This window comes from Archangium violaceum Cb vi76 (genome assembly GCF_000733295.1).
GTDB lineage: Bacteria > Myxococcota > Myxococcia > Myxococcales > Myxococcaceae > Archangium > Archangium violaceum.
Genome location: NZ_JPMI01000026.1, coordinates 57,747 through 71,633, shown reverse-complemented (window position 1 = coordinate 71,633; position 13,887 = coordinate 57,747). Strand labels below are relative to the sequence as shown.

Here is a 13,887-nt window from a genome sequence, read left to right as displayed (position 1 = left end):
AGGAGGCGTATCCATGTCTGAAGCAATCGACACGCTGAATGTCGAAAATCTGCAGGAGTATCTGGCTGCGCGGATCTCCGATTTCGGCACGATTCAGGAATGCACCAAGTTCGCGGGCGGTCAGTCCAACCCGACCTTCCTGGTGCGTACCGAGAAGAGCAGATACGTCCTGCGCCGGAAGCCGCCTGGAGTGCTGCTGAAATCGGCGCATGCGGTCGACCGCGAGTACCGTGTGATGAAGGCGCTGGCCGCGACCCAGGTACCGGTGCCACGGATGTTGACCCTGTGCGACGACGACAGCGTCATCGGCTCGATGTTCTATGTGATGGAGTTCGTCGAGGGCCGCATCTTCTGGAACAGCGCGCTGCCGGAACAGACACCGGCCGAACGCCGCGCCATCTATGGAGAGATGGTGCGTGTACTCGCCGCGATGCATACGGTCAACCTGGAGCAGGCCGGTCTCACCGACTACGGCCGCCCCGGCAATTACTTCGAGCGTCAGATCAAACGCTGGACCGAACAATACAGGGCCAGCCAGACCGGTACCCTGCCGGCAATGGAAAAGCTGATGGAGTGGCTGCCCGCCAACGTGCCGGCCGACGACGGCCGGGTCGCGCTGAACCACGGCGACTACCGCATGGACAATGTCATGTTCCACCCGGCCGAATCGCGCATCGTCGCGGTGCTCGACTGGGAGCTGTCGACGCTCGGCCACCCGTGGGCGGATCTCGCGTATCAATGCATGAATCTGCGCCTGCCGCCGGACGCGGCGATCCCTGGCCTCGGCGGTCTCGACCGCGAGGCACTCGGCATTCCCTCGGAAGAAGAGTATGTCGCGCGCTATTGCGAGCTGACCGGTATCAAGGCCATCCCGAACTGGGATTTCTACATCATCTTCAGTTTCTTCCGCATCGCCGCGATCCTGCAGGGCGTCTACAAGCGTGCGCTCGACGGCAATGCGTCGAGCAAGAAGGCCATGGACTACGGCGCGCTGGCCGGTCCGATCTCGGAAATGGCCGTGGCGATGATCCGATGACCCCGTCAGAACGCAGGAGGGCACCATGAGCAAGAATCGTTTTGATCTGACCGGCCGTGTGGCGCTGGTGACCGGTGCGTCGAGCGGTCTCGGCGAACATTTCGCGCGGGTCCTGGCCGAAGCCGGCGCCAAGGTGGTGGTCGCCGCGCGCCGTGTCGAGCGCTTGCAGCAGCTGGCCGAGAGCATCAAGAGTGCCGGTGGTGATGCCGCGGCCGTGGCCATGGATGTCACCGATCCCGACAGCGTGAAAGCCGCATTCGAGGAGGCGGGCAGGTTCTTTGGCACCATCGATGTGCTGATCAACAACGCAGGTGTCGCCCGATCGATGCTCTTCGCGAAGACGCGGGAAGAAGACTGGGACTTCGTCGTCGACACCAACCTGAAAGCGGCGTGGCGCGTTGCCCGTGCGTTCGTCGATCAACTGAGCGCGGCCGGCAGGCCGGGCACCATCGTCAACATCTCCTCGATCCTCGGTATCGGAGTCGGCTACGGAGAATCGCTGTATGCCACGTCCAAGGCGGGCTTGATCCAGCTCACCAGGCACATGGCGCTGGAGTTGATGCGCAACAACATCCGCGTCAACGCGCTCTGCCCCGGCTACATCGAAACCGAACTCAATTCCGGTTACTTCCAGTCAGAGCGCGGTCAGGCCTACCTCAAGAACAACATTCCGTCGAAGAAGCTGGGGTCGGTGGAAGACCTTTCGGGCGCGCTGCTGCTGTTGGCCAGCGACGCCGGCGCCTTCATCACGGGTGTCGCACTGCCCGTCGATGGCGGACATCTGCTGCATTCACTGTAATCACCCGGCCTCTGGCTGGATTGAAGCCAGAGGCCGGGGTTCTTGTTTCGGAGCTCTAGAGCGTCTTCATGTACTCGATGATGGCCCAACGCTCGGTGTCCGTGAGCGATTGGGTGAAGTCGTGCCCGCCGTTGCCCTGTCCATAGAGGTGCGAATTGAAGATCATTCGCGAGCGGATCTGCTTCTGGGTGACGGGCGGCGGTGACTGGTAGGCGAGCGAGTTGTAGTTCGCGACGAGGTTGGCGATGTTCGCGAAGACGATGTCAGGCGTCGCCATCTCCTGGCTGCAGGGGATGAACGGGTCGTTGAACGGGACATCACCGCAGGCCAGTGGCGTCACCTTCCAGCCGAGCTTCGCGAAGTCATACGAGTCGTAGCTCGCGTCGTAACCCGCGTTGGTTCCCAGCACGTTGGCGGAGGTCTGCTGGCGCTTCCACACCGCCCGGCGGTCCGACGGCTTCAGCACATCCCAGAGGGTGGGCACGCTCCCGTTGTGGAAATAAGGCGCGGAGGCCCATGCGCCGTAGAGCGGCGTCGCGATGTAACCGAACGGCTCGAGCCACGTGTTCGGCCCTTCGGGCGAGTAGATGGGCCCGGTGCCCCTGTCATACGCGCCGCGCGGCACGCGGCGCAGTGCGCTCGTGATGGGATCGTCGTAGAAGGGGCCGTGGTCGGGCGCCTGGTCGTTGTAGGCGAGGAAGGACGTGTTCCAGGCCCTGCGCTTGCGCTCGTCGGCCATCAGTTGTTCGCGCGCGGGATCCGTCCGGATGGTCTCGATGGGCGTGATGACGCCGGAGATTCCCTTGAGCCGGGGATCGGGCAGGTACGCGGGGTTGGCGGCGTAGCGCGGCGAGTAGACGCCATGGCAGCTCGCGCAGGAGCCGTTGCCTGGAGTCTTCGGGATGTTGGCGTTGGCACCGTTCGCCCAGAGGTCACGCTCGTGGAAGAGCACGGCCCCTTGCTCGGCGAGCGCGGTGTTGATCGGCTTGGGATAGAGGGGAGGCGAGAGCGAGAGGAAGAAGTTGTCGTTGTCCTCGAACTCGACGGTCAGCGCGCGGCGCTCCGCGGGCGAGCTCCCCAGGTTCGCGATTCCAAACGCCATCTCCGAGCGGACGTTGTCCGAGGTGAGCGCTCCATCCCAGAACTGGCGCGTCTTGAACGCGCGGTACCACCAGTTGGGCGCACGGGACATGCCTCCCGCATGGGTCGGGAAGTACTCGAGCAGGCTCGGCACCATCGCGAGCGAGTCCATGTCGAAGAGAGCGGGCAGGAGGTCAACGATGCCGATGGCATCACTGGTGCCGCGGCCCACGCTCCAGGGAACGGGCGCGAGCTGGAGCACCGTCCCCACGCCCGTGGAGCGGAAGAAGTCGGACTGGATCAGCCCGGCGTCGATCGCGTCGTTCGAGCGGCCCCACACGAAGCTGGCCTCCTGCTCGGTCCCGAGCCGTGAGTCGTGGCAACCCGAGCAGCCGGAGCTGATCTTCCCCGTGTAGCGTCCGTTCTTGTCCCTCTCCTGGACGATGCCCAGCGGAAGCTGCCCGCTGCCGCCATTGGTGAGGTTGGGGTCCTCCCACGGAAGCGGGTAGGGGTTGCGGAAGGGAGCCTTCGCGAGCCCATACCGTTTGATGATCTGCTCGTCGAAGTCAGAGGGGCGGAAGAGGTAGCCCCAGAGCGTATAGAGATAGTAGTAGGAGCGCGCGTCAGTGAAGGGCTGGAAGTAGGCGCGGGTCTCGATGTTCTGCTTGCCCCGGGCGACGCTTGCGCGAAATTCGCCGCAGGTCGCCGGATTCGGAGGCAGGTTCGAGATGAACGGCGCCGGTGGCGTGTGAAGGTCCACCCAGTAGGCATTGAACTGCACCGCCGCCCCAGGCTTGTTGACGCCGGGCACCACCAGGGTGCGCGGATCCACCGGCAACGGAGTGGAGTCCGGTTTCCCAGCGCATGCCGCGGCGAACGGCGACCGGGTGGTCGTCGAATCCAACAACGGCAGCGGGTCCGCGGCTGCCTGAGACCCGCTCAGGGCAAGAAACAGGACACCCGAAAACGCTAACTCACGCTTCCACCTCAGTCTCATGGCGCAGTCTCCATCTCGTATTGGCACGGTGCCAACAAGGCGCTTTGTAAACTGCCAGTGTGGGCAGCCACAATGCGCAGTGCGTCAACGAGTAGCGTCGCGGGCCGCATCATCCGGTGGAAGACAGAGAGAATCTGACTCGAGCAGTTGGCCGAGGAGCGGGCACTGGAGAGGTGTTGTTTCGAGGTGTTGTTCGGGGTGCCGGCCGTGTCGACGGCCAGCCAGTTCGCGAAGTTCAGAGGACCCATGCTGTGCGGGCGACGTTGGACCCAGCCCTTCAGGCTCCCTCAGGGCACGAGGCCGAAGACGTTCAGGGTGGCCGTGGAGCCGGTGGGGTCCTGCACGTATTCCTTGCCTCGCCGCCTGCTCGCATCACCGTGCCGGGCGTACCCAGCCCGCCTGCGACCGCTCCCCGCGGCATAACGACCGTTCGGGCAACGTCCCGAATCATCGAGCGCCGGTACTGTCACATTCCTCCCGCTGACGAAGCACGCCGACCTTGTGACCGGCGTCGCTGAGGCCTTTCCGCACGTATGAAGAGAGCACCGTGGAACTGCACATTCGAGGCGTATCCAAGACGTATCTCAACGGCGTGCAGGCGCTGAAGGACGTGACGCTCACGATCCCCGCGGGGATGTACGGTCTGCTCGGGCCCAACGGCGCTGGCAAGTCCACGCTGATGCGCATCCTGTCCACGCTGCAGGAGCCCGACGCGGGTAGCATCCGGCTCGGCGACATCGATGTCCTGAAGCAGAAGGATGACGTGCGGAAGACGCTCGGCTACCTGCCGCAGGAGTTCGGCGTCTACCCGAAGGTGAGCGCGGAAGAGCTGCTCGAGCACTTCGCGCTGCTCGAGGGCATCGCGGAGCGTCGTGCACGGAAGGAAGTCGTTGAAGCGCTCCTGCGGCAGGTGAACCTGTGGGAGGTGCGCAAGCAGAAGCTGGACGGCTACTCGGGCGGCATGCGTCAGCGCTTCGGCGTCGCCGTCGCGCTGCTGGGCAATCCGAAGCTGATGATCGTGGACGAGCCGACGGCCGGCCTCGATCCCGCCGAGCGCGTGCGCTTCCTGAACCTGTTGAGCGAGCTGGGTGAGAACAGCGTCGTCCTGCTGTCGACGCACATCGTCGAGGACGTGAGCGAGCTGTGCACGCGGATGGCGATCATCGACCAGGGAGAGATCCTGCTGGAGGCAGAGCCGCTGCGCTCGGTCGCCGACCTGCACGGCCGCATCTGGCGCCGGATCATCTCGAAGCACGAGCTGCCCGCGGTGGAGCGCGAGCATGCGGTGATCTCCACGAAGCTCCTCTCCGGGCGCACGGTCGTGCACGTCTTCAGCGACGCGTCGCCCGGCCTCGGCTTCGAGCCCGTCAAACCGGACCTCGAGGACGTCTACTTCAGCACGATGGCGGGGCACATCGGCCGGCGCCGCGAGCAGCCGCGGCCGGAGGTCGCGCCATGAAGTTCCTGGCGATCTTTCGCTTCGAGCTCGCCTACCAGGGACGCCGTGCCTGGCCCTGGCTCTTCTTCGCCGTCCTGCTCGTCTTCGATTTCCTGATGACGAGAGATGCCTCCCTCTCCGAGGCGCTCTACGAGGACTTCTTTCTCAACTCGTCATTCGCCATCGCGAAAACCACGGTCTTCGGCAGCCTGATCTGGCTCCTGGTGGCCGCGCCCGTAGCCGGCGACGCGGCGGCGCGGGACGTGGCGGCGGGCATGCATCCCCTCATCTACACCGTCCCCGTCAGCAAGGCCGAGTATCTCGGGGGGCGATTCCTCGCCGCCCTCGTCCTCAATTCGTTGATCCTGCTCGCCGTGCCCGTGGGCATCCTGCTGGCCGTCTACGCGCCTGGGGTGGATGCCGAGGCGATCGGTCCGTTCCGGCCGGCTGCATACCTCACGGCCTACGCCTTCATCGCGCTGCCGAACGCCTTCGTCGCGACGGCGCTCCAGTTCTCGCTGGCGACGTGGAGCGGCCGTGCCACGGCAAGCTACCTCGGAAGTCTGCTCCTCTTCTTCATGGCCTTCTTCGTCGCCTCCGTCGTGCTCTTCAAGCGGGGTCTGGGGACGCTGCTGGATCCGATCGGTATCCGCTTCATCGTCGAGGATCTGTCGCATTCATGGACGACGAACGAGAAGAGTTGGCGCCTGCTCGCGCTGAAGGGCACGGTGCTCACGAATCGCCTCCTGTGGCTCGGCATGGCGCTGGGCGCTCTCGCAATCACCTCCCTGCGCTTTCGCTTCGCCCATCGGACCGAGCGCAGGAGGTGGAGGCGAGGGATGCGCCGCCGGGATGCGCACTCTCCGATGTCAGAAGATATCGGCGTCACGGCGAGCGCGCCCATCTCCGTCCCGCGGGTCCCTCGGACGTTCGGCTTCGCCTTCCACGTGCATCAGACGCTCGCCATCGCGTGGATGTCGTTCCGGACCATCGCGACGAGCTGGGCAGGACTCGCCCTGCTGGTGGGCATTCCGATGCTGACGGTGCCCGTGGTGCTCGATCAAATGGTGTCCATCGGCGCCCCGCTGGTCCCCACGACCGCGCGAGTCCTCAGTGAACTGACAGCCCCTCTCTCCGCCGAGCTGAGCCACTGGGTGATCATCCCGCTCCTCATCGTGTTCTTCGCCGGCGAGCTGGTCTGGCGGGAGAGGGATGCCGGACTGGGCGAGATCACCGGCGCATTGCCGGGGTCGGAATGGGCCCCTCTCCTTGGCAAGTTCCTGGGACTCGGCCTCGTGCTCGCCGTGTTCATGGCTCTCCTGACCACGGCCGGGATGCTTGCTCAGGTGATTCGGGGGTATCAGGACTTCGAGCTCGGGCTGTACCTGAAAGTCCTGTTGGGGCTTCAGCTTCCCGAATACCTCCTCTTCGCGCTGCTCGCGCTCGTGGTGCACGTGCTGGTGGACCAGAAGTACGTCGGCCACCTGGTGGCCATCATGGCCTTCGTGTTCATCGCCGTGTTGGCGGCGGTCCTCGGGATCGAGCACAACCTGCTCGTCTATGGGGCCGGCCCGGGGTGGACCTACACGGAGATGCGCGGGTTCGGTCCGTTCCTCGGGCCGTGGCTGTGGTTCAAGCTCTACTGGGCCGCGTGGGCGCTGCTGCTCGCGGTAGTGGCGAGGCTGCTCTGGGTGCGTGGCAAGGAGAGAGTCCTTGGGGTGCGGCTCCGGCTGGCGCGCCATCGTTTCATGCGGCCCACGGCCTGGGTCGCCGGCGCGGCGGCGGTGCTCATCCTGATGCTGGGCGGCTTCATTTTCTATAACACCAACGTCCTGAACCCGTATCTCAGCGGGTCCGACATCACCGAGCGGCGCGCCGAGTACGAGCGACGCTACAGGCGGTACGAGAGCATCCCGCAGCCCCAGCTGACAGGAACCCACCTGCGAGTGGAGATCTACCCCGAGCGGCGGGCGGTGGAGATCCGCGGCTCCTACCGCCTGGTGAATGGCAGCGCACTGCCGATCGATTCCATCCACGTGGCCACGGCGATGAGTGGTGTCGAGACCCGAGCGGTCACCTTCGACCGGACGGCGACGCTCGCGGTCGACGACGCGGACCACGGCCACCGGCTCTACGCCTTCGAGAGGCCGCTCGAGCCCGGCGACACGCTGCGGCTCGACTTCGAGGTGCATGTCGAGCAGCGTGGCTTCGGCAACCGCGGCGTCGACCCTTCGGTGGTGGCGAACGGCACCTCCTTCACCCATGGGGCGTGGTTCCCCTCCGTCGGCTATCAGCGGCATCGCGAGCTCGTGAGCGCTTCGGACCGGCGGGCACACGGGCTCGAGCCGCGCCCGGTGATCGCCTCTCTCTCCGACGTCGAAGCACGCGAGCCCGCGTCGCGTGGTGGGGGGAGCGCCTTCGAGGCGGTGGTGGGAACGGACGAGGACCAGGTCGCCGTCGCGCCGGGAGCGTTGCGCCGGGCGTGGACCGAGGGCGGCCGCCGCTACTTCCACTACTCCAGCGATGCCCCGATCGGGAGCGAGTGGGCCTTCTTCTCCGCTGACTACGCGGTGCACGAAGGACAGTGGAAGGATGTCGCGATCCGGATCTTCCATCACCCGGAACACACCGCGCACCTGGACCGCGTGATGCGAAGCGTGCGGGCCTCGTTGGGCTATTACACCGAGCAGTTCGGTCCCTATCCGTACCGCCACCTCAGCATCGTCGAGCATCCCGGCCGCCTCGGTACGGGGCTGCACGCCGAGCCCAGCATGCTCACCCATGGAGAGGGCTTCCCCTTCTGGAGTCCCGAGGATGAAGAGAGGAGCCTCGATTTCCCCTCTGCGGTGGTGGCACACGAGATGGCGCACCAGTGGACCCTCCCGTACGCACTCGTCGAGGGGGCACCGTTTCTGAGCGAGGGGCTCGCCTGGTACTCCGCGATGCAGGCCGTGAAAGCGTCACGCGGGGAGGAGCAGCTTCGGCGGCTCCTGGCCTTCATGCGCCAACCCCATCCGTACCCGCCGATCCGCCGCGGTGAACCGTTGCTCCGGGCGCTCGATCCGTACCTCGCCTACCGCAGGGGTCCCTTCGCGATGTACGCCTTGAGCGAGTACGTCGGTTCGGAGCAGGTGAACCTCGCACTCCGGCGCCTGATCGAGAAGCACGACGCGGCCGGGGCTCCCCGGGCAACCACCCTGGACCTGTATCGCGAGCTCCGCGCGGTCACGCCTGACTCGCTGAAGCCCCTCCTGCACGACCTGTTCGAGGTGAACACGATCTGGGAGTTCAAGACGGAGCGAGCCATGGCGGAGCAGCTCGGAGCAGGCACATGGCAGGTGACGCTCGACGTGCGGGCGCGCAAGGTGGTGTACGACAGCACGGGCGTGGAGACAGAGGTGCCGATGGACGAGGATGTGCCGATTGGCGTATTCGGCCCGGCCGGGGAGGGCGCTGGTGGGTTGAGCGCGCCGCTGGATGTGCGGCTGCATCGCATCCGTTCCGGCGAGCAGACGATCACGGTGACGGTGCCGCGCGAGCCCGTCCTGGCCGGTATCGACCCGTACCACCTGCTCGACTGGGAGGAGCGTGCTGATGACGACAACATCGAGGCGGTGAAGGCCAGGCGCTGAACGACGGGCGGCCTGGCGATGTTCTAGCGCAGCAGCTCGCCGAGGTACTCGGTGGCATACGGGGCCAGCAGATCGCTCTGGAGGCGGAACCTGTCGCTTGAGCGCGTGGTAGCGCGGCGAGAGCACGGTGTATTGGGTGCTCTTGCCCTGCCACAGAAAGGTGAGCGTCCCCTTCATGAGCAGGACGGGGCGCTCCTCGGTGCCGAGGCGGGCGGTATAGGCCTTCCGGGCCCCCGTGTACTGCTGGTGGAAGAGCGTATTGAGGGCGGTGAGAGGCTGCTCCGCCGGGGCTGGGGTGGCGCTCCGGACCGCCGCGGGAGGCGCGGCGTCTGGAGTTGAGGCCGGTGCGACCGCGGTGGCGGCGGTCTGGCAGGCCGTGAGGCAGAGCCCCACGCAGGCAGAGAGCAGCAGGAGGCGGGCGGAGACGCGGGCGGGCGGCATGGTGCGCGGAGTCTCGGAGTGGGTGTGCCCACCATCAATCACCGCGCCTGACGGGTGCAAAGGCCGCGTCAGGTTTTCTTCAAGTGCGCTTGCCCGAAGCGTGGAGTCACGGGTCTCGGTTTACAGCCGGTGTTTAGATCGGCATGAAGACCTTGAAGCCGCTGCGGCCGCCCGCGCCCAGGGTGTTGCTCTCCACGAAGTCGCTGTAGGAACTGCGGCCGTCGCCCGAGGTGATGGCGGTATGGCCGTAGATGCTGCCGAGGCGGGTGGAGGTCTTCTCCCAGGTGAGCACGAGGCCGGGAATCTTCAGCGCTTCGGCAAGCGACAGGTTCACCTGCTTGAACTTGTCCCTCGGCAGGTTGTTGTCGATGTCATTGCCGTTGCCCCACACCTTGATGCCGTAGGTGTTTTGAATGGCGCGGCTCACGCCCGTGGCGCAGAGGCCCTGGCTCGAGTAACCACCCATGCTCAACGCCACCGAGCGGGCGTTGTTGGCGAGAGCGGAGTTGCCGCGCACGCCACCGCTGCTGGGGGGGGTCGTGGGCGTGCCGCTCACCGTGATGCCAAGCTTGTTCCAGGTCTTCGGCCCGACGACGCCATCGGCGACGAGGCCCTTCGCGCTCTGGAAGGCCTTCACCGCCGCGGTGGTCTTCGGACCGAACTGGCCATCCGCCGCACCGGCATTGAAGCCGAGCTGATTGAGCCGGTTCTGAAGCGCGGTCACCGGAGCGCCACTGTGGCCCTGCTTGAGCGTGGGGCCGCTACCGCCCGTTGCTGGCGCCGAGGGAGCCGTCGCGCCATTCAGCTTGCTCCAGGTCTTCGGCCCGACGACGCCATCGGCGACGAGGCCCTTCGCGCGCTGGAAGGCCTTCACCGCCGCGGTGGTCTTCGGACCGAACTGGCCGTCGGCCGCGCCCGGGTTGAAGCCGTGCTGGGCGAGGCGCTTCTGCAGGTTGGTGACGGAGGCGCCCGTCGCCCCCTGCTTGAGCGTGGGGGTCGCACCGCCGGCGGGAGCCGCGGTCAGCCTGGCCCAGGTCTTCGGCCCGACGATGCCGTCGGCGACGAGGCCCTTCGCGCTCTGGAAGGCCTTCACCGCCGCGGCCGTCTTCGGACCGAACTGGCCGTCGAGCGCGCCCGGAGAAAAGCCCGCGTTGGCCAGCGCCTGCTGAAGAGCCTTCACCGAAGGACCGGACGCGCCGAGCTTCAATGTGGGCTTCGAAGGCGAGCTGGCTGCGGCGAGGGTGCTGCGTGGGGCGGCGGAGACACGCATTTCGAAAACCTCGTAAAATGTGACTTGCCGAGGGTTATCGCCCTCAGGGGACCGCAAGTTGCGTCCCCTCTTCGCCACAGCAGTCATTCCGGGGGGTTGCGACACACGCGCTCCCGGGGGCCGCTTTTCCCGCACTGTCAGTGATCCAATCTGTCTGGATTCCTTCAATACCCCAGGAAACGGTTTTTCAGCCCCAGAGGGGGGAGTCATGCGGATCCTGGTATCGCTGCTCGCGGCAGCACTCGTGCTCACGGCCTGTGAGCCCTCGGTCTTGGACCGGAGCTTCGCCACGACGACGCTGGAGGCGGCCACGCTGGAGCCGGCCAGCGGCACCCCGAGTGACACCCCGCATCTAGAGGAGGAGGTCACGACCCTCGAGGCCGCCGTCACCGGGACGCCGAACCTCACCCTCTCCCTGCCCTACAGCCCCACGCCGCTCACCGGGACGATCACGGTCCGGGTGTTCGCCAACAACCTCTCGGGGGTGAGCGATTACGACGTCCTCCTGGACGGCACCACGCAGATCGCGCACGGCTGGCTCGTCCATCCCTATGACTCCGACGAGACCTCCTGGAACACGAGGCCCGTGGCGAATGGCGCCCACACGCTGATCGCGCGGCTCAAGGACCACTCCGGCAACGTCATCGCCACCACGCCGGTGATGAACGTGACGATCGACCAGGACCTCGTCCCGCCCACGGTCTCCATCCTCTCTCCGGCGGACGGCACGACGGTCCACGAGACCGTGAGCGTCCAGGGCACCGCGTCGGATGACCGGGGCATCTACATGGTGCGGGCTTTCGTGGATGGAGTCCTGTTCAACATCGACTTCAGTGCGCCGTACGCCTTCGACTCGCTGTACGTCAAATACCTCTCCAATGGTCCGCACACGTTGACGTTGGAGGCGTGGGACTTCTCGCAGAACGTGACCACGTCGGCGCCCATCACCCTCATCATGGACAACGACAACACCGCGCCGAGCGTGGTCCTCACCGCGCCCTCCAGCGGGACGGTCGTGCCGGGAGGACTCGTCACCCTCACGGCGGACGCCTCGGATGACCGGGGGCTCGCCAAGGTCGTCTTCCTGCTGAACGGCTCGTGGCTCGGGGAAGACACGACGGCTCCCTACTCCGTGCAGTGGAACTTCGACTACGCCATCAGCGCGGACTACACCCTGACCGCCCAGGCCCATGACCTGGCGGGCAACACGACCACGAGCGCCCCGGTGCCCATCACCCTGTTCAAGCCCGGCACCGCCGTGTTCGACCCCGTGCTCGGCGTCCCCGTGTGCGACACGGTGAACAAGGTGTGCGACACCGCGAAGCTGGTCGAGGACCGGAACACCTCGGAGCCGCACGCGCCCAACACGCTCGACGGCTGTGCCGACGGGCCGGGGCTCGACCAGGTCTATTCCGAGCGGATTCAGCGCATCATCGTGACGCGCGTCGGTGGGGAGCTCCTGGCCGAGAACCGGCGGGCCCGGGTCGACGTCCTCGTCTCCGGAGACCCGGTCGGTGAGGATGTGCTCGACCTGTTCTCCGCGAGCGATGCCACGAACCCCTCGTGGACCTGGCTGACCTCGGTCACGGGGACCATCTACGGGACCCACTGGCTCTCGGCGGAGGTGGTGCTGCCCTCGGGCGACCTGCAGGCCATCCGCGCCCAGTTCCAGGCGGTGCGCACCAGCCCGGTGTCGTCGTGCAGCACGGGCTCGCGCGACGACCATGACGACCTCGTCTTCGCGGTGGGCCCGCCGACGGATGCCTTCCCGCCGACGGTGAAGATCACCAGTCCCTACAGCACCACCAGCTACAACCTGCCGGTCGGTGGCGTGGTGCCGGTGGTCGTGGCGGCCGAGGACGACATGGCGGTGACGCGGGTCGAGGTCTACGTGGACGGGACGCTGCTCGGCACCGACACCAGCGCGCCCTACGAGGTGATGTGGAACAGCGGCGCCGTGGCGGATGGCACCTACTCGCTCACGGCGAAGGCCTATGACCCCGCGGGCCGCGTCACCACCTCCACGGCGGTCGTGATCAAGACCGACAACACCGGGCCGAGCACGGTGCTCGTCTCACCGGTGCCGGGGGCGCTCCTGCGGGGCAATGTCGTGCTCGATGCCACGGCGAGCGACCCCACCGGCGTCATGGACATCGAGTACTTCTCCGGAGAGACGGAGCTCAGCGCGTTCCCCATCTCGCCCCAGACGTCCCACGCGGCGACCTGGAACACCAGCTGGCCGAGGCGGGACGGGGTCCATCGGCTCACGGCGAGGGCCGTGGACCGCCTGGGCAACGTCGGCATCTCCACCGAGGTGGTGGTGACGGTCGACAACACCCCGCCGTCCACGGAGTTCACCGCTCCGCAGGCGTACACCTGGCTTCGGGGAATCGTCCCGGTCAGTGTCAACGCCACCGATCTCAATGGTGTGACGAAGGTCGAGTTCTACGCGGGCGAGACGTTGATCGGCACGGACACCACGGCGCCCTACGAGGTGAACTGGGACTCGAGCACCGGACCCGATGGCAACGTCTCGCTCAAGGTGCTGGCCTACGATCTGGCGGGGAACGACACGCGGAACGTCGTGACGGGCGGCCGTCCCGTCTACGTGGACAACACCGGACCCACGGTGGCCCTCACGTCTCCCGCCAACGGGGCCTCGCTGTTCCTGCTCACCACGTTGCAGGCGAGCGCGAGTGACGCCCAGGGTGTCACCCAGGTGGTGTTCTACGACGGCACCAAGGTCATCGGCACGGACACCACGTCGCCCTACAGCGTGAGCTGGAACCTGCTGTCGGTGACCAAGGGCTTTCACACGCTGACGACCAAGGCCTACGACGCGGTGGGCAACGTCACGACGTCGGCGCCCATCACCGTGAAGGTCAACTGACCGGCTCGGAGCGGCGGGTAGCTTTCAATGGAGGCGGCGGGAATCGAACCCGCCGCCTGGCACTCCCTCACGAGGTTCCACGGCGTCTTCGCTCCAGGCGCGCAACTGCGGCCATTTCTGGTCCCCCAAGCAGGGGCGAGGTCGGAGCCGGAGGAGGAGAGCCCGTCCTTTGCCGCGACGATGGAGGAGCCGAAGAAGGAGCGCACACCACGATTGGACCAAGCTGGGCTGCTACGTAGGACGGAAAGCGCTGGACGTGTTCGCTTGCTCGAGGTGTGGAGGCAGGAGGTGGGTCTTCACTCTG

6 protein-coding genes and 1 pseudogene are annotated in these 13,887 nt (G+C 66.4%); 5 read left to right on the top strand and 2 right to left on the bottom strand.

Annotated features, from left to right (window positions below; translation table 11 throughout):
* Positions 1–13: 13 nt before the first annotated feature.
* Complete coding sequence (locus Q664_RS04865) at positions 14–1,036, top strand: phosphotransferase family protein (protein ID WP_043390305.1); 1,023 nt, start codon at positions 14–16, stop codon at positions 1,034–1,036.
* Between the two features lie 25 nt (positions 1,037–1,061).
* Positions 1,062–1,835, top strand: a complete 774-nt coding sequence (locus Q664_RS04860) for an SDR family NAD(P)-dependent oxidoreductase (RefSeq protein ID WP_043390303.1) — start codon at positions 1,062–1,064, stop codon at positions 1,833–1,835.
* 55 nt (positions 1,836–1,890) lie between these two features.
* On the opposite strand, the gene roxA is transcribed toward Q664_RS04860, so the two are convergent.
* Positions 1,891–3,912: a rubber dioxygenase RoxA gene (gene roxA, locus Q664_RS04855; RefSeq protein WP_043390301.1), complete on the bottom strand. Its 2,022-nt coding sequence runs from the start codon at positions 3,910–3,912 to the stop codon at positions 1,891–1,893.
* 613 nt (positions 3,913–4,525) lie between these two features.
* Here roxA and Q664_RS04850 point away from each other — a divergent pair.
* Both Q664_RS04850 and Q664_RS04845 read left to right on the top strand, forming a co-directional pair.
* A pseudogene (locus tag Q664_RS04850) lies at positions 4,526–5,371 on the top strand (ABC transporter ATP-binding protein); the annotation flags it as partial.
* Entirely contained in the window at positions 5,368–8,982 is a 3,615-nt protein-coding gene (locus Q664_RS04845; protein ID WP_043390296.1) for an ABC transporter permease/M1 family aminopeptidase, read from the top strand. The pseudogene Q664_RS04850 and the gene Q664_RS04845, both read left to right, overlap by 4 nt.
* A 574-nt stretch (positions 8,983–9,556) precedes the next feature.
* Here the strand turns inward: Q664_RS04845 and Q664_RS62595 are convergent.
* On the bottom strand, positions 9,557–10,603 hold the full coding sequence (locus tag Q664_RS62595) for a peptidoglycan-binding domain-containing protein (RefSeq protein ID WP_075207342.1): 1,047 nt from the start codon (positions 10,601–10,603) through the stop codon (positions 9,557–9,559).
* A gap of 298 nt (positions 10,604–10,901) precedes the next feature.
* Between Q664_RS62595 and Q664_RS04835 the strand changes: the two genes are divergently transcribed.
* Positions 10,902–13,583 carry an Ig-like domain-containing protein gene (locus Q664_RS04835; RefSeq protein ID WP_043390294.1) on the top strand — a complete coding sequence of 894 codons (2,682 nt, stop codon included), beginning with the start codon at positions 10,902–10,904 and terminating at the stop codon, positions 13,581–13,583.
* The last annotated feature ends 304 nt before the right edge of the window (positions 13,584–13,887 follow it).

Excerpts from the sequence above, each read along its gene's own strand:
- Q664_RS04865 (WP_043390305.1), top strand. The coding sequence starts at position 14 with ATGTCTGAAGCAATCGACACGCTGAATGTCGAAAATCTGCAGGAGTAT.
- Q664_RS04860 (WP_043390303.1), top strand. The coding sequence starts at position 1,062 with ATGAGCAAGAATCGTTTTGATCTGACCGGCCGTGTGGCGCTGGTGACC.
- roxA (WP_043390301.1), bottom strand. The coding sequence starts at position 3,912 with ATGAGACTGAGGTGGAAGCGTGAGTTAGCGTTTTCGGGTGTCCTGTTT.
- Q664_RS04845 (WP_043390296.1), top strand. The coding sequence starts at position 5,368 with ATGAAGTTCCTGGCGATCTTTCGCTTCGAGCTCGCCTACCAGGGACGC.
- Q664_RS04835 (WP_043390294.1), top strand. The coding sequence starts at position 10,902 with ATGCGGATCCTGGTATCGCTGCTCGCGGCAGCACTCGTGCTCACGGCC.